Origin of the sequence: Streptomyces sp. NPDC017676, assembly GCF_044329325.1 — a bacterium.
Lineage (GTDB): Bacteria > Actinomycetota > Actinomycetes > Streptomycetales > Streptomycetaceae > Streptomyces.
Map to the genome: position 1 here is coordinate 100,291 of NZ_JBIRJA010000015.1, position 23,300 is coordinate 123,590.

Genomic DNA, 23,300 nt, shown 5'->3' on the forward strand with positions numbered 1-23,300 from the left:
GAATGTGGGGGCTCCCCGCATTCCCCCCACCCGCTCCCCTTTGCACCTCGCCCCTGGCTACCTCCCCCCAGCCCCTTACTCCCTCACTCCCTCCCCACCAGCGTCAGCAGCGTCGCCTCCGGTGGGCAGGCGAAGCGGACCGGGGTGTAGCGGCTGGTGCCGCAGCCCGCCGAGACGTGGAGGTAGGAGGTGTTGCCCTCCGCCGTGTGCGTGGAGAGGCCCTTCACGCGGTCCGTGTCCAGGTCGCAGTTGGTGACCAGGGCGCCGTAGAAGGGGATGCACAGCTGGCCGCCGTGGGTGTGGCCGGCCAGGATCAGGGGATAGGCGTCCGCTGTGAACGCGTCCAGGACACGCAGGTACGGCGCGTGGACCACGCCGAGCGAGAAGTCGTACGACCCGGACGGGCCGCCGGCCACCTGGGCGTAACGATCGCGCTTGATGTGCGGGTCGTCCAGGCCCGTCAGCTCGATCGAGACGCCCTCGACCTTCAGGACGCCCCGCGTGTTCGTCAGGTTCAGCCAGCCCGCCTCGTCGAAGCCGTCCCGCAGGTCCTGCCACGGGTTGTGGATCGCGCCGACCACCGGCGGGTTGCCGTTCAGGCCGTGCTTGCCGCTCGTCTTCTCCAGCAGGTAGCGGGCGGGGTTGCGGAGCCTGGGGCCGTAGTAGTCGTTGGAGCCGAAGACGTACGCGCCCGGGAACTCCATCAGTGGGCCCAGGGCGTCCAGGACCTCGGGGACGCCCTCGGGGTCCGACAGGTTGTCGCCCGTGTTGATCACGAAGTCGGGGCGCAGCCCGGCCAGCGACTGCAGCCAGCGCTGCTTCTTGCGCTGCCCGCTCACCATGTGGATGTCGGAGACCTGTAGCACGCGCAGCGGGCGCATGCCCGGGGGGAGGACGGGGACGGTGACCCGTCGGAGGCGGAAGGATCGGGCCTCGAAGCCCGCCGCATAGACCAGGCCGGCGGCGCCGGCCGCCACGATTCCCAGGGGGATTCCGTATCGCGCGCGCATGTGCCCATCGTGTCAGACGCGTTGGCCGTGGTGAGACCGGCCGCCCGGTAAATCGGCGGGCGTGCCGGGCGGTGCACCTGCGACAATCGGGCCATGACCACCACGCTCAAGTCGAAGCTGCACGACGACCTCAACGCCGCGATCAAGGCGCGCGACGAGCTCCGCTCCTCGACCCTCCGGCTGACGCTCGCCGCGATCACCAAGGAGGAGGTCGCGGGGAAGGAGAAGCGTGAGCTCTCCGACGACGAGGTGCTGAAGGTGATCACCCGCGAGGCCAAGAAGCGCCGTGAGGCCGCCGACGCCTTCGCGCAGGGCGGCCGCGCCGAGCAGGCCGAGCGGGAGAAGGCCGAGGGTGAGGTGCTCGCCGGGTACCTGCCCAAGCAGCTGTCCGACGAGGAGCTGAACGCGATCGTTACCCAGGCCGTGGAGGAGGCGAAGGCGGCCGGTGCCGAGGGGCCGCGGGCGATGGGCGCCGTCATGAAGATCGTGAACCCCAAGGTGGCCGGCCAGGCCGAGGGCGGCCGGGTCGCCGCCGCGGTGAAGAAGCTGCTCCAGGGCTGAGACACGGGGCCGAAGAGCGAAGGGGAGCCCCTCTTCAGAGGCTCCCCTCTCTACGGCCTCCCGTTCACGACAGCGGGGCCGCACCCCAACCAGAGGTGCGGCCCCGCAGTCGTACCCGGCGAAGGGCTACGCGCTACCTTCGCCCGCCCCCGTTCCCGTGACCGTTGTTCCCGCCGTTCACCTGGCCCTGGATGAAGTTCCCGGGGATGGAGATGGTCGGCGTCGGGAACGTGCCGCCGAGGGTGCCGCCGGTCGCGTCACCCGTGGTGCCGTCCGTCGCTCCCCCGTCCGTCGGGCCGCCGATCAGTCCGCCGATCAGCCGTCCCGTCGTGTCCCCGTTGTTGCCGTCCTCCGTCCCCCCGTCGCCTTTTCCCGGATCATCACCCTCGTGGGTGTTGTCGGGGATGTCGACCAGATGGAAGTCCTCGACGGGCTTGTCCTCCAGCGCGCCGCTCATCATGTCGCGCCAGATCGGGCCCGGGACCTCACCGCCGTAGACCTTGTCGTGCGGGACGCCGCCGATGGTGATGTTGGTCATCTTTCGCTTGTGCTGCGGGTCGCCGACCCAGACCGCGCCCGCCATGTTCGGGGTGTAGCCGACGAACCAGGCCGCGAAGCGCTCGTCCGTCGTACCCGTCTTGCCCGCGCTCGGGCGGCTGCCGAGACCGGCCTCCTGACCCGTGCCGTCCTCGACCACGCCCTTGAGGAGCGTGCTGACCGTGTCGGCGGTGTTCTCCGACATCGCCCGCGAGCAGGTCGACTTCGGCACCGGCAGGGACTTCCGCTCGCTGCCGACCTTCTTGGTGACCGACTCGATGGCGATCGGGGTGCAGTACATCCCGCGTGACGCGAAGGTGGCGTACGCGTTCGCCATCGTCAGCGGGGACATCTCCTGGGTGCCGAGCGCGATGGAGGGGGCCTGCTGGATCGTGCGGCCGTCCGCGCGCTGCACGCCCATCTTCTTGGCCATGTCGATGACCGGGCAGATGCCGATGTCGCTGATCAGCTGTACGTAGTAGGTGTTGACCGACTTGGCGGTCGCCTCCTTCATGGCGTACGGGCCGCGCTCGGACTCGTTCTCGTTGGTCAGCTTGGTGGGCTTGTTCGGGTCGTCGCGCCAGGTCTTGCCGTCGCACGCCGAGACCGGGCTCGGGTACGTCATCTCGTACGGCGACGAGTACTCCTGCGTCGGGGGCTTGCCCCCCTCGATGGCCGCCGCGGCGACGATCGGCTTGAACGTGGAGCCGGGCTGGTAGCCGGCGCCGCCGCCCATGTCCCCGTTGACGGACAGGTTGATCGTCGTCTCGTCGTTCTTGACGTTGACGCCGTACGGGCGGGACTGGCCCATGGCGAGGATCTTGCCGGTGCCGGGCTCGACGATGGTCGCGGCGGTCGCCACGGCGTCGCTCTTGTAGACGTGGTCCTTGATGGATGCCTGCGCGGACCGCTGGGCCTGCGGGTCGAGTGTCGTACGGATCGTCAGGCCGCCCCGGTTCCAGAGCTTGGCCCGGGCCTCCTTGGTCTCGCCGAAGACCGGGTCGGTGAGGACGACCTGGCGGACGTAGTCACAGAAGAAGCCGGCGCCCTTCACCGCGGTGATGCAGCCGTTCTTGGGGCGGCTGGTGTGCAGGCCGAGGGGCTTCTCCTTGGCCTGGTCGGCCTCCTTCTGGGAGATGTCGCCGACCTCCGCCATGCGCTGCAGGACGGTGTTGCGCCGCTTGGTGGCCTCCGCCTCGTCGTTCACCGGGTCGTAGCGGCTCGGGGACTGCACGATGCCGGCCAGCAGGGCCGACTCCTGGAGGTTCAGGTCCTTGGCGTGCTTGGAGAAGTAGCGCTGGGAGGCGGCCTCGACGCCGTAGGCCTGCTCACCGAAGAAGGTGATGTTCAGGTAGTTCTCAAGGATCTTCTTCTTGCCGAGCTTGTCCTCGATCTGGATCGCGTACTTCAGCTCGCGGATCTTGCGGCCCAGGGTCTGCTGGGTGGCCTCGGCGACCTTCGTCGGGTCGTCACCGGCCTCCTCGATGAAGTAGTTCTTCACCAGCTGCTGGGTGAGCGTGGAGGCGCCCTGGGCGACCCCTCCCTCCTGCGCGTTCTTGTTCAGGGCACGCAGGACGCCCTTGAGGTCGACGGCGCCGTGCTTGTAGAAGCGCGAGTCCTCGATCGCGACGATCGCCTTCTGCATGTACGGCGAGATGTCCTTGAGGTCGACCACCGTACGGTCGCGGGAGTAGACGGTCGCGATCTGTTTGCCCTGGTTGTCCAGGATCGTCGTGCGCTGGCTCAGCTGGGGGCTCTTCAGGTTGGCCGGGATCTCGTCGAAGCCCTGGACCGAGCCCTTGGCGGCGAGACCGAGCGCGCCGGCAGCGGGCAGCGCGATGCCCGCCATCACGGCTCCGGCTAGCACACTGACACCGAGGAACTTGGCGGCCTGCTGCATGGGCGACAGACCGCCGCCCGGGCGCTTCTTTGGCATGGGGGCAGCCTAATCCGTACTGTTGAGCGTTCCGAAGGAGCGACCGCATCACGGCACGGCAAAGCGGGGGGTCTACGTTCCCGTTCGCCGGACACGCGCGCAGGCCTTGGCCTAAGCTGCTCTCAACTGTCACAGCTGAGCGGTCACCTAGCTATACGTCCGGCGACCCCGAATCGTTCCGGTCGTAGCCCGAAACTCCCAGGGGTGGGCCCGTTCCCTGAGAAGGGCGAGCCCGATTCCGCCTCGTGTGTCATCTGACGCCCGATGTGACGTACCACGACTGTCCCGGTTTGCCGGGATGGTCACGCATGTCGCCAGCTCACTCCCGCGGGTGATCTGCCGCTTACCCATAGTCCGTTCGGGCCATTCAAGATTGGGCCCGCAGGGGGTGTTGCGCTGTCCCCACCTTCCGTAACGTCCTCAACTGGCGGCGGTGAATATGCCGCTGCCGCCGTGGGGGAGCCTCGATTCGGGAGAGGACGGCGCCGGTATGGGCTGGGTAACCGACTGGAGTGCGCAGGCTGCCTGCCGCACTACCGATCCGGATGAACTGTTCGTTCAGGGAGCAGCGCAGAACAGGGCCAAGGCGGTGTGCACCGGATGCCCGGTACGCACGGAGTGCCTGGCGGACGCGCTGGACAACCGCGTCGAGTTCGGCGTGTGGGGAGGCATGACGGAGCGTGAGCGCCGCGCACTGCTGCGCCGGCGGCCCACCGTGACCTCCTGGCGGAGACTGCTGGAAACCGCCCGCTCGGAGTACGAGCGGGGCGCGGGAATCGTGCCCCTCGACAACGACGAGGTGTACGAGAACTACGCGGCGGTGAGCTGAGAGCGCCCCCTGAGGGCACCCTGAAGGCCCCCTCTGAGGGCTCCCCTTCCGGGGGTGTCACCCTCAGGCGCGCTCTGGAGCACATCGCAGGCACATGGTCCGGTGCCGGGCGCATGTCCCTTGGGCATATGCCCGACGGACGCATGGTCCGCAGGACCGCTTCAGCAGCCGCCCGCGTGCATCATTCGCGCGCGTGTGTGCGGAGACCGGCGCGGGTGAGGGCGCGCGACCGCCGCTCCCGTGCTGTGCCGCGTCCTGTGGTCCGTTGGTATGCCGCGTCCTGCGGTCCGCCGCGTACCCGTGGTGCCGCCCGTCTGCCTCCTCGTCTATGTGCGTTCGCTCTGCGTGTGTTCCGGTCGCCCGGCCGCCAGGCGGTCACCGATGTCGCGCAGACCCGTGAGGTCGTGGACGTCGCCGGGCAGTGCGGGCACCTCGACCACCGCCACTTCGGGGTGGCGGGCGGTGAAACGGTCACGCGTGCGCTGCTCGCGCGAGAGCAGCTGCATGCGGTCGGCGTGAAGCCTCAGCAGTCCCGCGGTGAGCCGGTCGACGGAGCGCTCCGTGTCGGCGGGGGAGCCTTCCTCGGAAGCGGTGGCTGCGGCCTCGGCCGCGGTCTCGGCTGCGGGTTGTGCTGTGGCCTCGGCTGCCGGTCGTGCTGTGGCCTCGGCTGGCGGTTGTGCTGCGGTCTCGGCCGCGGGACGAGCCGCTGCCTCGGCTGCGGGAGTTCGTGAACTGCCGTACGTGTCGGGAGAGTTACGATGTCCAGCTTTCCCGTCCCCCTGATCGACAATGCGGGGGTCCTCAAGATTTTCCGCGGCGGCGAGCGCCCGCTCGGCCGACAGCCGGCCGGCCCCGCTGCCATGGACCCGGTTGAGCACCAGGCCCATCAGCGGCATGTCCTCCGCGGCCAGCCGCTCCACGAAGTACGCGGCTTCGCGCAGGGCGTCCCGCTCCGGTGCCGCCACCACCAGGAATGCCGTGCCGGGCGCCTGGAGCAGCTTGTAGGTGGCGTCCGCGCGCGTGCGGAAGCCACCGAAGGTGGTGTCCATCGCGGCGACGAACGTCTGCACGTCCTTCAGCAGCTGACCGCCCAGCAGCTTGCCCAGCGTGCCGGTCATCATCGACATGCCGACGTTGAGGAAGGCCATCCCCGCGCGGCCGCCCAGCTTGGCGGGGGCGGTCAGCAGCCGGATGAGCCGGCCGTCCAGGAAGGAGCCGAGCCGCTTGGGCGCGTCCAGGAAGTCCAGTGCCGAGCGGGAGGGCGGGGTGTCGACCACGATCAGGTCCCACTCGTCCTTGGCCCGCAGCTGGCCCAGCTTCTCCATCGCCATGTACTCCTGCGTGCCCGCGAAGCCCGCCGAGAGCGACTGGTAGAAGGGGTTCGCCAGGATCGCGGCGGCCCGCTCCCGGTCCGCGTGCGCCTCCACGACCTCGTCGAAGGTGCGCTTCATGTCGAGCATCATGGCGTGCAGCTCGCCGTCGCCCTCCGTGCCCTTCACCCTGCGCGGCACGTTGTCCAGGGAGTCGATGCCCATGGACTGGGCCAGCCGCTTGGCCGGGTCGATGGTCAGCACGACCACCTTGCGGCCCCGTTCGGCCGCCCGGAGCCCGAGGGCGGCCGCGGTCGTCGTCTTGCCGACCCCGCCCGCGCCGCAGCACACCACGATCCGTGTCTTCGGGTCGTCGAGCAGCGGGTCGATGTCCAGCACGCGCGCGGGGGAGAGCCGCGAGCGTGCCGCGTCCTCGTGGGGGGCGGCGTCCTGCGCCTCGGCCGGGTCCGGACTCATGACAACCCCTGCTTCCGCAGCTCGGTGGCGAGTTCGTACAGGCCCGCGAGGTCCATGCCCTCGGCGAGCAACGGCAGTTCGTGCAGCGGCAGGTCCAGCTCGCCGAGGACCGCGCGCTGCTCCTGCTCCAGCGCGTACCGCTCGGCGTACTCCGCGGCCTGCGCCAGCAGCGGGTCCACCAGCCTCTCGGCGTTCCCGCCGCGCCGGGCCCCGCCCAGACCGGCCGCCGAGAGTGCCTGTGCGACCGATGAACGCTCCACGGTCCGTACGAGTTCCAGATCGGCCGCGTCCAACACCTCCGGCCGGACCATGTTCACGATGACCCGGCCCACCGGCAGCCGCGCCCCGCGGAGCTCGGCGATGCCGTCGGCGGTCTCCTGGACCGGCATCTCCTCCAGCAGGGTCACCAGGTGCACGGCCGTCTCCGGCGACTTCAGCACCCGCATCACGGCCTGTGCCTGATTGTGTATCGGGCCGATCTTCGCGAGGCCCGCCACCTCGTCGTTGACGTTCAGGAAGCGGGTGATGCGGCCGGTCGGCGGGGCGTCCATGACGACGTAGTCGTAGACGAACCTCCCCGACCTGTCCTTGCGGCGCACCGCCTCGCACGCCTTGCCGGTCAGCAGGACGTCTCTGAGGCCGGGCGCGATGGTGGTGGCGAAGTCGATCGCGCCCAGCTTCTTCAGCGCCCGGCCCGCGCCGCCGAGCTTGTAGAACATCTGGAGGTAGTCCAGAAGGGCCAGTTCCGGATCGATGGCGAGGGCGTACACCTCGCCGCCGCCCGGAGCGACCGCGATCTTCCGCTCCTCGTACGGAAGTGCCTCCGTCTCGAAGAGCTGCGCGATGCCCTGCCGGCCCTCGACCTCCACGAGAAGCGTCCGCTTCCCCTCGGTCGCGAGGGCCAGCGCGAGTGCGGCGGCGACCGTCGTCTTTCCGGTCCCGCCCTTGCCGCTGACGACCTGGAGCCTGCTCACATCTTCGAGACTAACCAGTCCGGGCGACACTCACGCGGGAGGCTGTGGATGACGGGGGCCGTGGTGGGCCGCCGGACCCTCCGCTCCCAGCGGCTACAGTCGCCCCCATGACCAAGAAGTGGGAATACCAGACCGTGCCGCTGCTGATCCACGCCACCAAGCAGATCCTGGACAGCTGGGGCGACCAGGGCTACGAACTCGTCCAGGTCGTGCCCGGGCCCAACCCGGAGTCGCTCGTGGCGTACCTGAAGCGGGAGAAGCCGGAGAAGGACGCGTGAGCGCGGTCGAGGCCAAGCTGGCCGAACTGGGTCTGACCCTGCCGGACGTCGTACCGCCGCTGGCCGCCTACCAGCCGGCCGTGCGGTCGGGGGTGTACGTCTACACCGCCGGCCAGCTGCCGATGGTGGAGGGCAAGCTGCCGGTCACCGGCAAGGTGGGCGCCGAGGTCACGGCGGAGGAGGCCAAGGAGCTGGCCCGCACCTGCGCGCTGAACGCGCTCGCCGCCGTGAAGTCCGTCGTCGGCGACCTGGACCGCATCGCGCGCGTGGTGAAGGTCGTCGGCTTCGTCGCCTCGGCGGCCGACTTCACCGGGCAGCCCGGTGTCGTCAACGGCGCCAGCGAACTGCTCGGTGAGGTGCTCGGCGACAAGGGCGTGCACGCCCGCAGCGCGGTCGGCGTCGCGGTGCTGCCGCTGGACGCGCCCGTCGAGGTGGAGATCCAGGTCGAGCTGGACCGGTAGGCCGCCCCGGCAGGCCCGCTGACCTCGGGCACCTCTCGAACATTCGCCCTGCGCGGGATAGCCTCCGGCCATGGCGAACGGTCAGTGGTACCCCCCGGAGTGGCCCGACCGCATCCGCGCCCTCGCGGACGGCACCCTCACCCCGGTGACCCCGAGGCGCGCGGCCACGGTGCTGCTCCTGAAGGACACCCCGGACGGGCCGGTCGTCCACATGCTGCGCAGACGCGCCTCCATGGCCTTCGCCGGAGGCGCGTACGCGTATCCCGGGGGCGGTGTCGACCCCCGGGACGACGACCGCCAGATCCGCTGGGCGGGCCCCACGCGCGCGTGGTGGGCCGAACGGCTCGGCGTCGACGCGGCGGGCGCCCAGGCGATCGTCTGCGCGGCCGTGCGGGAGACCTACGAAGAGGCCGGCGTGCTGCTGGCCGGACCCGACCCGGACTCGGTCGTCGGCGACACCACCGGCGACGACTGGGAGGCCGACCGCGCCGCCCTGGTCGCGCGCGAGCTGTCCTTCGCCGAGTTCCTCGACCGGCGCGGCCTGGTGCTGCGCTCGGACCTGCTGGGCGCGTGGACCCGGTGGATCACCCCGGAGTTCGAGGCCCGCCGCTACGACACCTGGTTCTTCGTGGCCGCCCTCCCCGAGGGGCAGCGCACCCGGAACGCCTCCACGGAGGCCGACCGCACGGTGTGGATCCGCCCCGAGGAGGCCGCCGCCGGGTACGACAAGGGCGAGCTGCTGATGATGCCGCCCACCGTGGCCACGCTGCGCCAGCTCCTGCCGTACCGCACCGCCGCCGAGGCGCTGGCCGCCGCTCCCGCGCGCGACATGACCCCGGTGCTCGCCCGGGCCCGCCTCCAGGACGGCGAGATCGTCCTCTCCTGGCCCGGGCACGACGAGTTCACCAAGCACGTCCCGACCGCTCCGACGCCCGCTGAGACGACCGCTGACACGACCGGTGGAGGCCCCGCATGACCGACGCAGCAGCCCTGCCGGGCCAGCCCCGGGGCGGAGTGCTCTCGGGCCCGGCCACCGAACGGGCCGTCAACGTGTTGGCGCCCAACGCCTCCGCGATGACCCTGGACGGCACCAACACCTGGATCGTCGCCGAGCCCGACTCCGACCTGGCCGTGGTGATCGACCCCGGGCCGCTGGACGACGGTCACCTGCGCAACGTCGTGGACACGGCCGAGAAGGCCGGCAAGCGCATAGCCCTGACCCTGCTCACCCACGGCCATCCCGACCACGCCGAGGGCGCCGTCCGCTTCGCCGAACTGACCGCCACGCGCGTGCGTGCCCTCGATCCTGGCCTGCGGCTGGGCGACGAGGGTCTGGCCGCCGGAGACGTCATCACCGTCGGCGGCCTGGAGCTGAGGGTCGTACCGACCCCCGGGCACACCGCGGACTCGCTGTCCTTCCACCTCCCCGCCGACCGGGCGGTGCTCACCGGTGACACCGTCCTCGGGCGCGGTACGACGGTCGTGGCGCACCCCGACGGCCGGCTCGGCGACTATCTGGACTCCCTGCGCCGCCTGCGGTCCCTGACGGTGGACGACGGCGTGCACACCGTCCTGCCGGGCCACGGACCGGTCCTCGACGACGCCCAGGGCGCCGTCGAGTTCTACCTCGCCCACCGCGCCCACCGCCTCGCCCAGGTGGAGACCGCGGTCGAGAACGGCTACGAGACCCCGGCCCAGGTCGTCGCCCATGTGTACGCCGACGTCGACCGCTCGCTGTGGCCGGCGGCGGAGCTCTCGGTCCGGGCCCAGATGGACTACCTCAGCGAGCACGGGCTGATCTAGTCCGCGCGACACCGGGAACGGACGGTGCCTAGTCCGGCCGCGGGGCCTTCACGCCGTGCACGCGCGTGTACTCCGCCGCGAGCCAGGGGCCCAGGTCGTCGACGTGCGACCGCAGGACGTCCGGGTCGCCGACCGGTTCGTAGCCGTACTCGGCCGCCGTGCGCACCTGACCGGCCCGCGGCGGGTAGTACGCGCCGAACACCTCGGCCATCTCCCTCAGATCGCTGGTCCAGCCCTGCCAGCGGGGCATGACGAGCGTGAAGGCGGTGCGGACGAGATGCCGGGACATGAAGCGCACGAGCGGCCGGCGGGCCTCCTCGGTGTCCTCCGCCGCCGCGATCCGCTCCCGCCAGCGCGGCAGCCACCGGGCGAGGTCGCCGTTGGTCTCGCGGGCCAGCAGCGAGTCGGGGCGGTAGCGGGGCAGGTGCGCGGCGAGGTCGTCGCCGAGCAGCGGGGTGCACAGGCAGGCGACGAACCAGCCCATGTCGTGGCGCTCCAGGTCGCTCAGCAGCCGCTCCCGGCCGTAGAGCAGCGTGCCGACGCCGTCGATCTGCGGGAACTCCCGGTCGACCGCCTCCCCGAGGACGCGTACGGCGTCCCGGTCGGCGTCGGTCGGCTCCTCGTGCAGGGCGACCAGGAGGTCCAGGTCGCTGCGCCCCACGCGCGCGGTGCCGCGCGGGATCGACCCGTAGAGGTAGGCGCTGTGCAGGCGTGCGCCGAAGACGGCCGGCAGCCGGTCGTGGACGGCGGCCACGACCGGGCGGAAGTTCGGCCGCACGCGCGCGAGGGAACCCTCGCGGACGAGGCGGCCCTGGGCGTCGACGCCACCGGGGGCGGGGGGCACGGTCATGGACCCACTGTGCCGTCCGCTCACGCCACGGGCAGCCGGGTTTCGGCGGCGGGGCCTCGCGTCAGCGCGACCGCTTCGCCAGCCTCTCGACGTCCAGCAGGATCACGGCCCGCGCCTCCAGGCGGAGCCAGCCGCGCTGGGCGAAGTCCGCCAGCGCCTTGTTCACGGTCTCGCGGGAGGCGCCGACCAGCTGGGCCAGCTCTTCCTGGGTGAGGTCGTGGACGACGTGGATGCCCTCCTCGGACTGCACGCCGAAGCGGCGGGAGAGGTCCAGCAGGGCGCGCGCCACGCGGCCGGGGACGTCCGAGAAGACCAGGTCGGACATGGCGTCGTTGGTCTTGCGCAGGCGGCGGGCGACGGCCCGCAGCAGGGCGCCGGCGACCTCGGGCCGGGCGTTCAGCCAGGGCTGGAGGTCGCCGTGGCCGAGGCCGAGCAGCTTGACCTCGGTCAGCGCGGTCGCGGTGGCCGTGCGGGGGCCCGGGTCGAACAGCGACAGCTCGCCGATCAGCTCGCCGGGGCCGACGACGGCGAGCATGTTCTCGCGGCCGTCGGGGGAGGTCCGGTGCAGCTTGACCTTGCCCTCGGTGACGACGTACAGCCTGTCCCCGGGGTCACCCTCGTGGAACAGGGAGTCGCCGCGTGCGAGAGTCACCTCACTCATGGAGGCGCGAAGCTCCGCGGCCTGCTCGTCGTCGAGAGCCGCGAAGAGCGGGTTGCGCCGCAGAACGTCGTCCACTGAGTTCTCTCCTTGTCGACCTGCTCAGGGGATCTTGCTCCCCCGAGTGCCAGGGGACCGTGTTCCCCATTTTGCCGGACGGTCCAAACAGTGTGATCTGTCACAAGGATGCCGCACAGGTGTCCCGGGGTAAGCGTCAGGGGGCCGATCGGGGGCCGCTCAGCGGGCTCCGGGGCGGATGTCGGTGCCGGGCTTTAGGCTGGCCGGGTGTCCAAATCGCCGGTGAGAGCACAGGGCAAGGGGGCTGGGCGGGTGGTTGCGCGTGATGATTCCGCTGTGGGCGAACAGGATCCCGGTGGAAGTAATAAAACAGGTAAATCGGTCAAAAGGGCTTCCGGTGCTGTGAAGGCGACATCGGCTGCGGAGAAGGCGCCGGCCGCGCAGAAGACCACCGCCGCGAAGAAGGCCCCCGCAGCGAAGAGGGCGCCCGCAGCCAAGAAGGCGGCTGCCACCGAGAAGACCGAGGCCGCGAAGAAGACCCCGGCCGTCAAGAAGACCCCGGCCATGAAGAAGACCGCCGTCGTGAAGAGGGCCGCCTCCGTCGAGAAGCCCGCCAGGAAGGCCGCCCCGGTCAAGAAGATCGCCGTCACGCCCCCGTCCGGCGAGTCCCCCACCGCCCTGGTCCGCCGTGCCCGCCGGATCAACCGCGAGCTGGCCGAGGTGTACCCGTACGCCCACCCGGAACTGGACTTCGAGAATCCCTTCCAGCTGCTGGTCGCCACCGTGCTGTCGGCCCAGACCACCGACCTGCGCGTCAACCAGACCACCCCGGCGCTCTTCGCCAAGCACCCCACCCCCGAGGACCTCGCCGCCGCCGACCCGGAGGAGGTCGAGGAGATCCTGCGCCCCTGCGGCTTCTTCCGCGCCAAGACCAAGTCGGTCATAGGGCTCTCCAAGGCGCTCGTCGAGAACTTCGGCGGCGAGGTGCCCGGCACGCTGGAGGAGCTGGTCACGCTGCCCGGCGTCGGCCGCAAGACCGCGTTCGTCGTCCTCGGCAACGCCTTCGGCCGGCCCGGGATCACCGTGGACACCCATTTCCAGCGGCTGGTCCGGCGCTGGCGGTGGACCGACGAGACCGACCCCGACAAGATCGAGGCCGCCGTCGGCGCGCTCTTCCCGAAGAGCGACTGGACCGACCTGTCCCACCACGTGATCTGGCACGGCCGCCGTATCTGCCACGCCCGCAAGCCCGCGTGCGGCGCCTGTCCCATCGCCCCGCTCTGCCCGGCCTACGGCGAGGGCGAGACCGACCCGGAGAAGGCGAAGAAGCTGCTGAAGTACGAGAAGGGCGGCTTCCCGGGGCAGCGGCTCAAGCCCCCGCAGGCCTACCTCGACGCGGGCGGCAGACCGGCGCCGCCGCTGGGGTCCGCGTGACGGAACGATCTCGGGCCCCTCGGGCGTTGGAGAGGACAGGACGACGGGGGTGGCGATGACGAGGGCAAGTGACACACAGGGCGGTCCGGTGACGCTCAGCAAGGAAGGGCTGCCGGACTGGCTGGAGCCCGTCGTGCGCGCCGCCGAGACGATCCAGCCGCTCCAGCTGAGCCGGTTTCTGCCGCCGGAGAACGGCTCGGGGCGGCAGTCGGCCGTGCTGATCCTGTTCGGCGAGGGGGAGCGCGGCCCGGAGCTGCTGCTCATGGAGCGCGCGGGCTCGCTGCGCTCCCACGCCGGACAGCCGTCGTTCCCGGGCGGCGCGCTGGATCCGGAGGACGGCGATCCGCAGGATGAGGGCCCCCTGCGGGCCGCGCTGCGCGAGGCCGAGGAGGAGACCGGGCTGGACCCGTCCGGTGTGCAGCTCTTCGGGGTGCTGCCGAGGCTGTACATCCCGGTCAGCGGCTTCGTCGTCACCCCCGTGCTGGGCTGGTGGCGCAAGCCCAGTCCGGTCGGCGTCGTCGACCCGAACGAGACCGCGCGGGTCTTCACCGTCCCCGTGGCGGATCTCACGGACCCCGCCCACCGCGCCACCGCTGTCCACCCCCGTGGCCACAGCGGCCCGGCATTCCTGGTCGAATCGGCCCTGGTGTGGGGTTTCACGGCCGGGGTGATCGACCGCCTGCTGCACTTCGCGGGCTGGGAGCGCCCCTGGGACCGCAGTAAGCAGGTCCCGCTCGACTGGCACGCATGACAGGGTGATCCCCGTGAACGTGCTGGACATCCTGCTGCTGGTCGCGGCCGTGTGGTTCGCGGTGGTGGGCTACCGCCAGGGCTTCGTCGTCGGCATCCTGTCGGTGATCGGGTTCCTGGGCGGCGGCCTGGTCGCCGTGTACACGCTGCCCGTCATCTGGGACGCCGTGACCGGCAAGGCGGAGGTCGGCACCACCGCCGCCGTCGTCGCCGTGGTCGTCGTGATCGTCTGCGCCTCCGTGGGCCAGGCCCTGACCACCCACCTCGGCAACAAGCTGCGCCGGCACATCACCTGGTCCCCGGCGCGCGCCCTGGACGCCACCGGTGGCGCCCTCGTCAACGTCGTCGCGATGCTCCTGGTCGCCTGGCTGATCGGATCCGCCCTGGCGGGTACGACCCTGCCGACCCTCGGCAGGGAGGTGCGCGGCTCCAAGGTGCTCCTCGGGGTCTCCCGGGCGCTGCCCGCGCAGGCCGACACCTGGTTCGCGGACTTCTCCTCCGTGCTCGCGCAGAACGGCTTCCCGCAGGTCTTCAGCCCGTTCGCCAACGAGCCGATCAAGGACGTACAGCCGCCCGACCCGGCCCTGGAGAGCAGCCCGGTCGCCTTCCACGCCCAGCGCTCCATCGTCAAGGTCACCGGCACCGCCCAGAGCTGCGGCAAGGTCCTGGAGGGCAGCGGCTTCGTCTTCGCCGACCGCCGTGTCATGACCAACGCGCACGTCGTCGGCGGGGTCGACGCGCCGCGCGTGCAGATAGGCGGGGAGGGCCGCAGGTACGACGCCAAGGTCGTCCTGTACGACTGGAAGCGCGACATCGCCGTACTCGACGTACCGGACCTGAAGGCGGCCGCCCTGCGGTTCACCTCGCAGGACGCGGCCGGGGGCGACGGCGCGATCGTCGCGGGCTTCCCGGAGAACGGCTCGTACGACGTGCGCGCCGCGCGCGTGCGCGGGCGCATCACGGCCAACGGCCCCGACATCTACCACCGCGGCACGGTCCGCCGCGACGTCTACTCCCTGTACGCCACCGTCCGCCAGGGCAACTCCGGTGGCCCGCTGCTCACCCCGGACGGCAAGGTGTACGGCGTGGTGTTCGCCAAGTCCCTCGACGACGCGGACACCGGCTACGCCCTGACGGCGGACGAGATCCAGGCCGACATCGAGCGGGGGCGTACGGCGAACGAGCAGGTGGGTACGGACAGCTGCGCCCTGTAGGGCGACGCGGAGCGTTCAGCCCCGCGGGTGACGCAGGCGCACCGAGACCCAGCGGGCCCGGCGGCGCAGGATGCGCGGGATCCCCACCCGCAGGTCCGCTTCCGCGAGTTGCGGGGTGCCTCGCTGAGGCGTGCTCAGGCCCGTGGCCGAGCGGCGGTTGCGGGGTGCGTCACTGTAGTCGTGCGTCCAGCCCATACCCCGACGTGTGCCCCCGCCCCAAGGTCGATAACCGCTTGTGCGCCCCCCAATTGGCCTATGCGGCAGGCATGTGGCCGTTCGGGGGACAACTGTTCAGGAAATCGGATACTCCACGCATCGAACTTTCACCGCACGGTCACCGGACGGGCGCCTGACGCCTCATCGGTCCGGCTCGGGATCCTTGAGCCAGTTGATCAGTTCGGTGGAGAACGCCGCCGGGTCCTCCTCGTGCGGGAAGTGGCCGAGCCCGTCGAACAGCCGCCAGCGGTACGGCGCTTCGACGTACTCGCCCGAACCGGCCGCGCTGCGTGTCCGGGTGACCGGGTCCAGCGAGCCGTGCAGGTGCAGCGTCGGCACCCGTACGGGCCGCTTCATCCGGCGGTAGAACTGCACGCCGTCCGGCCGGGCCAGCGAACGCACCAGCCAGCGGTACGGCTCGATCGCGCAGTGCGCGGTGGACGGGATGCACATGGCCCGCTGGTACGTCTCCACGGCCGTGTCCTCCGGCAGCCGCGGCCCGGACCAGTCCCGGATCAGCCGGCCCGCCAGCGCGCCCCCGTCGGCGGTCAGTTGGCGCTCGGGGATCCAGGGCCGCTGGAACCCCCAGATGTAGGAGTTGGCGGCCGTCTGGCGGGCGTCCCGCAGCATCGCCGCGCGCCAGCGCCGCGGATGCGGCATGGACGCCACGGCCAGGCGCCGCACGAGCTTGGGCCGCATGGCCGCCGCCGTCCACGCCAGATAGCCGCCGAGGTCGTGGCCGACCAGTGCGGCGTCCGGCTCGCCGAGGGACCGGATCACCCCGGTGACGTCCAGCGCGAGGTTGGCCGGGTCGTACCCACGGGGCGTACGGTCGCTGCCGCCGACGCCCCGCAGGTCCATCGCCACCGCCCGGTAGCCCGCGTCCGCGAGCGCGGTCAGCTGGTGCCGCCACGTCCACCAGAACTGCGGGAAGCCGTGCAGGAGCAGGACCAGCGGGCCGTCGCCGAGCTCGGCGATGTGGAAGCGGGCACCGTTCGCGGCGACGTCCCTGTGACTCCAGGGACCTTCGATCCGTACGGCCGGGGGAGCGGCGGGGTCCGTCATGACGACGAGCGTGCCACAGCCTCGATGGCCGCGGGAGCCCGGTCGTCGGGCAGCTCCGGACGCGGGTGCGGCTTGGCGTTCTGCAGGACGCCCGCCGACTGCTTCATCGAGGCCGCCACCTTCTGCGGGCCCTTGCCCTTCTTGGCCTTCTTCGCGAACACCGTGCCGATGAGCGCGAGGAGGCCGGCGACCAGCACGTTGGCCGCGAAGGACAGCACGAAGCAGATCGCCAGGTTCCAGTGGCTCCAGGTGCGAATGCCGTAGGCCAGGGCGAAGTTGAGCATCGGCAGGGAGAACACCAGTACCGCGCCCGCCATCGAGAAGGCGCCGCCGCTGACCGCGCCGCGCTTCACGTCCTGCTTGAGCTGGGCCTTGGCCAGCGCGATCTCGTCGTGCACCAGCGCCGACAATTCGGTCGTCGCCGAGGCGAACAGCTGGCCGATGCTGCGTTCGGCGCCGACCGGGCTGCCGTCGGGTGCGCTCATCGCGTTCTCCCTCAGAGGTCTCTCGTGGGTCTTACGTACCGTCTTGCGTACCGTCTTGATTTGTACCGTCTCGTCAGATCATGCCGGACGGCCGTCCTCCTCGCCTGCCCCGCCCGGCACTTCCTGAAGCCGGTGGCGCGCCTCGGCGGCCAGCCGGCGGTGTTCGGCGGCCTTGCGCTCGTGGATCTCGGCCATCCGCAGGTGGTACGCCGGGTCGTCCTGCTCGTAGACGTCCGGGATGCCGTCGAGGTCCTCGTCGCGCTCCTCCTCCTCGCACAGCCGGCGGTACTTCGCGTTGCGCACCCTCAGCAGCACGGTCGCGCACGTCGCCGCGATCAGCGATCCGGTGAGGACGGCCGCCTTCACCTCGTCGGTCAGTACCGCGTCGCCCTCGAAGGCCAGCTCGCCGATGAGCAGCGAGACCGTGAACCCGATCCCGGCGAGCGTCGCCACCGCGAAGACGTCGGCCCACGCCAGGCCCTCGCCGAGCTGCGCACGGGTGAAGCGGACCGTCAGCCAGGTGCCGCCGAAGATGCCGATCGTCTTGCCCGCGACCAGGCCGAGCACCACGCCGAGCGTCTCGGGTCTCGTGAACACGTCCGCGAGCGCCCCGCCGGATATCGACACACCGGCGCTGAACAGCGCGAACAGCGGTACGGCCAGCCCGGCGGACAGGGGTCGCACCAGATGCTCGATGCGCTCGGCCGGCGAGTGCTCCTCACCCTCCCGGGTGGTGCAGCGCAGCATCAGGCCCATCGCCACACCGGCGATGGTGGCGTGCACGCCGCTGTTGTACATCAGCGCCCAGACGACGACGCCGAGCGGCACGTACACGTACCAGCCGCGTACGCCCTTGCGCAGCAGCAGCCAGAAGACCGCGAGGCCGGCGGCGGCCCCGCCGAGGGCGGCGAAGTTCAGCCGGTCGGTGAAGAAGACCGCGATGATCAGGATGGCGAAGAGGTCGTCGACGACCGCGAGGGTGAGCAGGAAGGCGCGCAGAGCGCTGGGCAGTGAGGTGCCGATGACCGCGAGGACGGCGAGCGCGAAGGCGATGTCCGTGGCGGTGGGCACCGCCCAGCCCTGCGTGGAGCCGTGCCCGGCGACGGTGGTCAGGGTGTACACGAGTGCCGGTACGGCCATTCCGCACAGCGCCGCCGCCACGGGCAGCACCGCCGCCCTGCGGTCGCGCAGGTCGCCGGCGACCAGCTCGCGCTTGAGCTCGATGCCGGCGACGAAGAAGAACACGGCGAGCAGGCCGTCGGCGGCCCAGTGGGCGACGGAGAGGTGCAGGCCGAGGGCCTCGGGGCCGAGGTGGAAGTCGCTGACCGTCTCGTACGCGTGGTGGATGCCGGGGACGTTCGCCCAGACCAGCGCGGCCACGGCGGCGAGGAGCAGCAGCACCCCGCCGACGGTCTCGGTGCGCAGCGCGTCAGCGACGAAGGAACGCTCGGGCAGCGACAGGCGGCCGAGAACCTTGTGGGGGGCGGTGCGGGGGCGGGGCGCGGTCACAGGAGACCTCCGGGGCAGGCGGAACTCACATGCCGACCAGACTTCCCGGCGCACCTGACGTGCCGCTTCGTACGGCACTTTGTTTACTTTACCTAAAGTGTCGCGCCCGGGCCCGGTGATCTTCACCGTGGACGCCCGAGGGGCACCCGGCACGTTCTCCGGCCGGGTGCCCCTCGGGGTGCCGCTCAGTCCTCCCGTTCCGCCTCAGTCCTCGCTGGGCGACGCGGGCAGCTTGGCCTGGATGAGGTCCATGACCGTGGAGTCCGTCAGCGTGGTCACGTCACCGAGCTGGCGGTTCTCGGCGACGTCCCGCAGCAGGCGGCGCATGATCTTGCCGGAGCGGGTCTTCGGCAGCTCCGCCACCGGCAGGATCCGCTTGGGCTTGGCGATCGGGCCGAGCGTGGCGCCGACGTGGTCGCGCAGCTCTCCGAGGAGCGCCTCGTTCTCCGAGGCCGAGCCGCGCAGGATGACGAACGCGACGATGGCCTGGCCGGTGGTCTCGTCGGCGGCGCCGACGACGGCGGCCTCGGCGACCGACGGGTGCGAGACGAGCGCCGACTCCACCTCGGTGGTGGAGATGTTGTGCCCGGAGACGAGCATCACGTCGTCCACCCGGCCCAGCAGCCAGATGTCCCCGTCGTCGTCCTTCTTCGCACCGTCACCGGCGAAGTACCTGCCCTCGAAGCGGGACCAGTAGGTGTCGATGAACCGCTGGTCGTCGCCCCAGATGGTGCGCAGCATCGACGGCCACGGCTCGGTCAGCACCAGATAACCGCCGCCGCCGTTCGGCACCTCGTTCGCCTCGTCGTCGACGACCGTGGCGCTGATGCCGGGCAGCGGACGCTGCGCCGAACCCGGCTTGGCCTCGGTGACGCCGGGCAGCGGCGAGATCATCATGGCGCCGGTCTCGGTCTGCCACCAGGTGTCCACGACCGGCGTCCTGTCGGCGCCGATGTGCTTGCGGTACCAGACCCACGCCTCGGGGTTGATGGGCTCGCCCACCGAGCCGAGGACGCGCAGGGAGGACAGGTCGAACTTGGCGGGGATGTCGTCGCCCCACTTCATGAACGTCCGGATCGCGGTCGGCGCCGTGTAGAGGATCGTGACCTTGTACTTCTGCACGATCTCCCAGAAGCGGCCCTGGTGCGGGGTGTCCGGCGTGCCCTCGTACATCACCTGCGTCGCGCCGTTGGCCAGCGGGCCGTACACGATGTACGAGTGCCCGGTCACCCAGCCGACGTCGGCCGTGCACCAGTACACGTCCGTCTCCGGCTTGAGGTCGAAGACCGCCCAGTGGGTGTAGGCCGTCTGGGTGAGGTAGCCGCCGGAGGTGTGCAGGATGCCCTTGGGCTTCCCGGTGGTGCCGGAGGTGTAGAGGATGAACAGCGGGTGCTCGGCCTCGAACGCCTCCGGGGTGTGCTCGGCCGACTGGCGGGCGACGATGTCGTCCCACCACAGGTCCCGGTCCTCGGTCCAGGCCACCTCCTGGCCGGTGCGGCGGACCACGAGCACATGCTCGACGTTGTCCACCTTGCCGATCGCCTCGTCCACCGCCGGCTTGAGCGCGGAGGGCTTGCCGCGCCGGTAGCCGCCGTCGGCGGTGATGATCACCTTGGCGTCCGCGTCCTGGATCCGGGTCGCGAGCGCGTCCGCCGAGAAGCCGCCGAAGACGACCGAGTGCGCGGCGCCGATCCGGGCCGAGGCCAGCATCGCGATCGCGGTCTCCGGGATCATGGGCATGTAGATGGCGACGCGGTCGCCCTTGCGCACGCCCAGCTCCAGCAGGGCGTTGGCGGCCTTGGAGACCTCGTCCTTCAGCTCCGCGTAGGTGATCGCGCGGCTGTCGCCGGGCTCACCCTCGAAGTGGATGGCGACGCGGTCCCCGTGCCCGGCCTCCACATGCCGGTCCACGCAGTTGTAGGCGACGTTCAGCTCGCCGTCCTTGAACCACTTCGCGAACGGCGGGTTCGACCAGTCCAGCGTCTCGGTCGGTTCCTTGGCCCAGGTCAGCCGACGGGCCTGCTCGGCCCAGAAGCCGAGCCTGTCAGCCTTGGCCTGTTCATACGCCTCCGCGGTGACGTTGGCGTGCGCTGCCAGGTCGGCGGGCGGCGCGAACCTGCGTTCTTCCTTGAGCAGGTTGGCCAGGCTCTCGTTGCTCACGACATCTCCCTTTCGAAGGGTGTCCGTTGTGTCCCAGGCCACAGCTCATCAGACGCGGGGGTCCGATGACAAGGGTCGACGGGAAAATTGGTTTAGACCTGTCCGTGACTCGTGACCCGTACCCCTTCGTGTACCTCCTCACCTCCCCCGATGCCTCCCGCGACGTCCTCGAACACCGCTTGCTCCTCCGTCCCCGCGAGCAGGTACGCCTGGGCCTCGCCCACGTGGAAATACATGCCGTGCAGTTCCACTGTCCCCTCGGCCAGCGCCCGGGCCACCGGTCCGTGCGCCCTCAGGTGCGCCAGTTGCTGGACCACGTTGGTCAGGCACAGCAGCTCCACCGTGTCCGCCGGCTCCCGCCCGGCCAGCCGGGGCCGCTCGGGGTGATCGCCGGCCGTCCGCGCCAGGCTCGGCAGCCCGTGCCGCAGCCACCGCTGGAGCGGGGTGTCCCCCTGACCGCCCCCCGTGGTCAGCAGCGCCTGCATCGCCCCGCACCCGGAGTGCCCGCACACCGTGATGGAGCGCACCCCGAGCACGTCCACCGCGTACTCGATGGCGGCGGCCACCGAGTCGTCGCCGTGCTCCTCGCCCGGCGGCGGCACCAGGTTGCCGACGTTGCGGACGACGAACAGGTCGCCGGGACCACTGGCGGTGATCATGGACGTGACGAGCCGGGAGTCGGCGCAGGTCAGGAAAAGCTGGGAGGGCCGCTGTCCCTCCCGGGCGAGCCGCGCCAGCTCCTCCCGCACCAGCGGCGCGGTGTTCCGCTGGAACGAGCTGATGCCACGGGCCAGTTCCCGGCCGGCCCCCTGCCCTGCCCGGGCGGCGGGGGCCGCGGCGAAGCAGGCCTGGTGGTTGCGCCAGGGGGTCCAGGGGCGGCACCGGCACTCGGTGGCCGGGGCCTGCTCGCCGGTCCGGATTCCGTCGCGCCGGCCCGCGAGCTCGGCCGTGCCTCCCCGGGCGGTGTGGGAGCTGCGCCAGTCCTGCAGTGACTCGTACGCCGCGTGGTCCATGAACGAACCGTCCAGCTCCACGACGGCGTGGGAGCCCTGGGGTACGAGATGCAGGGTTCTGCTGAGCCGGGGCACCGCGAGGAAGGTCAGCTGACCTCGGACGCGTACGTGATGGACTCCTTCCTTCTCGTGGTGGGTGATGCGGGTGCGGGCGAGGCGGTGCAGGGCGACGGCGACCGCCACGGCGACCCCGAGGAACACGCCCTGGAGGACGCCGAGGGCCACCACGCCGAGCGTGGTCGCGGCATAGACCGGCACTTCGCGGTGGCGCGTCACCGTGCGGATGTGGTGCAGGGACACCATCTGGATGCCGACGGCCATCACCAGGGCGGCGAGGGAGGCGAGCGGGATCTCCTCAAGGACCGGGACCATCAGCAGCGCGGCGACTACTACGAGAACGCCGTGCACCATCGTGGAGTTCCGGCTGACGGCACCTGAATTCACATTCGCGGTACTGCGCACCGCCACGCCCGCGATCGGCAGCCCGCCGAGGGCCCCGGAGACGATGTTGGCGGCGCCCTGGCCGAGGAGCTCCCGGTCCAGATCCGAGCGGCCGATGCGGGACTGCGGACCGGTGCGGGCGGCGACCAGCTTGTCCACGGCCACCGCGCCGAGCAGCGACTGCACGCTGCACACCAGGGTGGTGGTGAGCACCGCGGCCACCAGGCCGAGCGCCGGGCCCTCGGGCAGTCCGGCCAGGGCGTGGCTGTGCCAGGACGGCAGCTCGACCCGGGGGAGGCTCAGGCCGGTGAGGGCGGCGGTCGCGGCGGCTCCGGTGACGGCGACGAGGGCGGCCGGCACCCTGCGCAGCAGTCGGCCGGCGCGGCCGGGCAGGCGGGGCCAGGCCAGCAGCAGGGCCAGGGTCAGCGCGCTCATCGACACGGCGGCCGGGTGCAGGTCGGCCAACTGGGCGGGCAGGGCCCGCAGGTTGGCGAGGACGGAGCTGTCCGGGTTGCCCCCGAGGACGATGTGCATCTGGGCGACGGCGATGGTGATCCCGATGCCGGCGAGCATGCCGTGCACCACGGCCGGGCTGACCGCGAGCGCGCCGCGCGCCACCCGTAGGCAGCCGAGGCCGAGTTGGGCGAGGCCGGCGAGGACGGTGATGCCGCAGGTGGCCCGCCAGCCGTAACGGTGGATCAGGTCGGCGGTCACCACGGTGAGGCCGGCGGCCGGCCCGCTGACCTGGAGGGGGCAGCCGCCCAGCCGCCCGACGACGATTCCGCCGACCGCGGCGGCGACGAGTCCCGCCTGGAGCGGGGCGCCGGTGGCCAGGGCGATGCCGAGGGAGAGCGGCAGGGCGATCAGGAAGACCGCCACGGCGGCGGACAGATCGGCGCCCGCGACGGGGAAGCGGCGGCGGGTCGGTGCGGGCTTGTGCGGCGGGTGGGGGTGCTGGGCGTGAGGGGGTGCGCAGGCGGACATGTTCCCGTCTCCTCCGGGGCGGCGCGGTCGCGGACTGGGTGGGAGCCGCGGCGATGGGCGGGCTCGGTCGCGGCCGTGGGTCACGGCGTGCAGCGGCGGGATGGATCAACGCTCGGTAAAAGAACCGTAATGTCAAGTAAAGCCAGAGCATAGTTTTTTGGGGCAAAAGGGGTGGAAGATCGCCCACTTGAGTGAAGTGAGCATTTGATCGGCTTGTCGTACTAATTCCTTCTCGGTCCCATGCGACCTTGGCGGCGCTGCCGGTGCGAACCCGGCACATCACCTGAAAACGGCCCTCGTCAGCGTGTGCCTGAGAGAAGGAAGAAG

At 71.2% G+C, this 23,300-nt stretch carries 21 protein-coding genes; 9 read left to right on the forward strand and 12 right to left on the reverse strand.

Features of this window, described 5'->3' with window-relative positions:
• Positions 1 to 83: 83 nt before the first annotated feature.
• On the reverse strand, positions 84 to 1,010 hold the full coding sequence (locus ACH4LD_RS29855) for a metallophosphoesterase (RefSeq protein WP_132790065.1): 927 nt from the start codon (positions 1,008 to 1,010) through the stop codon (positions 84 to 86).
• 93 nt (positions 1,011 to 1,103) lie between these two features.
• Between ACH4LD_RS29855 and ACH4LD_RS29860 the strand changes: the two genes are divergently transcribed.
• On the forward strand, positions 1,104 to 1,571 hold the full coding sequence (locus ACH4LD_RS29860) for a GatB/YqeY domain-containing protein (RefSeq protein WP_398054663.1): 468 nt from the start codon (positions 1,104 to 1,106) through the stop codon (positions 1,569 to 1,571).
• 133 nt (positions 1,572 to 1,704) lie between these two features.
• Here ACH4LD_RS29860 and ACH4LD_RS29865 read toward each other — a convergent pair whose 3' ends face one another.
• Positions 1,705 to 4,044 (reverse strand): transglycosylase domain-containing protein, encoded by a 2,340-nt coding sequence (locus ACH4LD_RS29865; RefSeq protein ID WP_398054662.1) that lies wholly within the window; start codon positions 4,042 to 4,044, stop codon positions 1,705 to 1,707.
• A 490-nt stretch (positions 4,045 to 4,534) separates the two neighbouring features.
• Here ACH4LD_RS29865 and wblA point away from each other — a divergent pair, with 490 nt between their 5' ends.
• Positions 4,535 to 4,873 (forward strand): transcriptional regulator WblA, encoded by a 339-nt coding sequence (gene wblA / locus ACH4LD_RS29870; RefSeq protein WP_018547931.1) that lies wholly within the window; start codon positions 4,535 to 4,537, stop codon positions 4,871 to 4,873.
• A gap of 326 nt (positions 4,874 to 5,199) precedes the next feature.
• On the opposite strand, the gene ACH4LD_RS29875 is transcribed toward wblA, so the two are convergent.
• A complete protein-coding gene (locus tag ACH4LD_RS29875; RefSeq protein WP_398054661.1) occupies positions 5,200 to 6,660 on the reverse strand; it encodes an ArsA family ATPase in 1,461 nt (486 codons plus the stop codon).
• A complete protein-coding gene (locus ACH4LD_RS29880; protein WP_398054660.1) occupies positions 6,657 to 7,634 on the reverse strand; it encodes an ArsA family ATPase in 978 nt (325 codons plus the stop codon). The genes ACH4LD_RS29875 and ACH4LD_RS29880 overlap by 4 nt, the downstream gene beginning before the upstream one ends.
• A gap of 107 nt (positions 7,635 to 7,741) precedes the next feature.
• On the opposite strand from ACH4LD_RS29880, the gene ACH4LD_RS29885 reads away from it, so the two are divergent.
• From ACH4LD_RS29885 to ACH4LD_RS29900, 4 genes are all read left to right on the forward strand, one after another.
• Positions 7,742 to 7,912: a hypothetical protein gene (locus ACH4LD_RS29885; RefSeq protein WP_165951826.1), complete on the forward strand. Its 171-nt coding sequence runs from the start codon at positions 7,742 to 7,744 to the stop codon at positions 7,910 to 7,912.
• Entirely contained in the window at positions 7,909 to 8,373 is a 465-nt protein-coding gene (locus ACH4LD_RS29890) for a RidA family protein (protein WP_132790059.1), read from the forward strand. The genes ACH4LD_RS29885 and ACH4LD_RS29890 overlap by 4 nt, the downstream gene beginning before the upstream one ends.
• 70 nt (positions 8,374 to 8,443) lie before the next feature.
• A complete protein-coding gene (locus ACH4LD_RS29895) occupies positions 8,444 to 9,349 on the forward strand; it encodes an NUDIX hydrolase (protein WP_398054659.1) in 906 nt (301 codons plus the stop codon).
• Entirely contained in the window at positions 9,346 to 10,176 is an 831-nt protein-coding gene (locus ACH4LD_RS29900; protein WP_103814658.1) for an MBL fold metallo-hydrolase, read from the forward strand. The genes ACH4LD_RS29895 and ACH4LD_RS29900 overlap by 4 nt, the downstream gene beginning before the upstream one ends.
• A gap of 28 nt (positions 10,177 to 10,204) precedes the next feature.
• Here ACH4LD_RS29900 and ACH4LD_RS29905 read toward each other — a convergent pair whose 3' ends face one another.
• A complete protein-coding gene (locus ACH4LD_RS29905; protein WP_398054658.1) occupies positions 10,205 to 11,026 on the reverse strand; it encodes a nucleotidyltransferase in 822 nt (273 codons plus the stop codon).
• 61 nt (positions 11,027 to 11,087) lie between these two features.
• The gene (locus ACH4LD_RS29910; protein WP_014674022.1) at positions 11,088 to 11,762 is read right to left on the reverse strand and encodes a Crp/Fnr family transcriptional regulator; all 675 of its coding nucleotides are present in this window, start codon (positions 11,760 to 11,762) and stop codon (positions 11,088 to 11,090) included.
• Between the two features lie 342 nt (positions 11,763 to 12,104).
• On the opposite strand from ACH4LD_RS29910, the gene nth reads away from it, so the two are divergent.
• Genes nth through ACH4LD_RS29925 form a run of 3 tightly spaced genes read left to right on the forward strand, consistent with a single transcriptional unit; the run spans position 12,105 to position 15,100 of the window.
• A complete protein-coding gene (nth, locus tag ACH4LD_RS29915; protein ID WP_398054657.1) occupies positions 12,105 to 13,136 on the forward strand; it encodes an endonuclease III in 1,032 nt (343 codons plus the stop codon).
• A gap of 55 nt (positions 13,137 to 13,191) precedes the next feature.
• Entirely contained in the window at positions 13,192 to 13,887 is a 696-nt protein-coding gene (locus tag ACH4LD_RS29920) for a CoA pyrophosphatase (RefSeq protein WP_132790052.1), read from the forward strand.
• A 13-nt stretch (positions 13,888 to 13,900) separates the two neighbouring features.
• Positions 13,901 to 15,100: a MarP family serine protease gene (locus ACH4LD_RS29925; RefSeq protein WP_132790050.1), complete on the forward strand. Its 1,200-nt coding sequence runs from the start codon at positions 13,901 to 13,903 to the stop codon at positions 15,098 to 15,100.
• Positions 15,101 to 15,115: 15 nt separating this feature from the next.
• On the opposite strand, the gene ACH4LD_RS29930 is transcribed toward ACH4LD_RS29925, so the two are convergent.
• The 6 genes from ACH4LD_RS29930 to ACH4LD_RS29955 all read right to left on the reverse strand — a co-directional run bounded on the left by ACH4LD_RS29930 (position 15,116) and on the right by ACH4LD_RS29955 (position 22,973).
• Positions 15,116 to 15,295, reverse strand: coding sequence for a hypothetical protein (locus ACH4LD_RS29930; RefSeq protein ID WP_078629584.1), 180 nt, complete (start codon positions 15,293 to 15,295; stop codon positions 15,116 to 15,118).
• A 162-nt stretch (positions 15,296 to 15,457) separates the two neighbouring features.
• Positions 15,458 to 16,381 (reverse strand): alpha/beta fold hydrolase, encoded by a 924-nt coding sequence (locus ACH4LD_RS29935; protein ID WP_398054656.1) that lies wholly within the window; start codon positions 16,379 to 16,381, stop codon positions 15,458 to 15,460.
• On the reverse strand, positions 16,378 to 16,866 hold the full coding sequence (locus ACH4LD_RS29940) for a phage holin family protein (protein WP_398054655.1): 489 nt from the start codon (positions 16,864 to 16,866) through the stop codon (positions 16,378 to 16,380). Before ACH4LD_RS29940 ends, ACH4LD_RS29935 begins: the two co-directional genes overlap by 4 nt.
• A gap of 78 nt (positions 16,867 to 16,944) precedes the next feature.
• Positions 16,945 to 18,375: a Na+/H+ antiporter NhaA gene (nhaA, locus tag ACH4LD_RS29945; protein WP_398054654.1), complete on the reverse strand. Its 1,431-nt coding sequence runs from the start codon at positions 18,373 to 18,375 to the stop codon at positions 16,945 to 16,947.
• A 204-nt stretch (positions 18,376 to 18,579) separates the two neighbouring features.
• The gene (gene acs, locus ACH4LD_RS29950; RefSeq protein WP_398054653.1) at positions 18,580 to 20,535 is read right to left on the reverse strand and encodes an acetate--CoA ligase; all 1,956 of its coding nucleotides are present in this window, start codon (positions 20,533 to 20,535) and stop codon (positions 18,580 to 18,582) included.
• Positions 20,536 to 20,627: 92 nt separating this feature from the next.
• Entirely contained in the window at positions 20,628 to 22,973 is a 2,346-nt protein-coding gene (locus ACH4LD_RS29955; RefSeq protein WP_398054652.1) for a SulP family inorganic anion transporter, read from the reverse strand.
• Between the last annotated feature and the right edge of the window lie 327 nt (positions 22,974 to 23,300).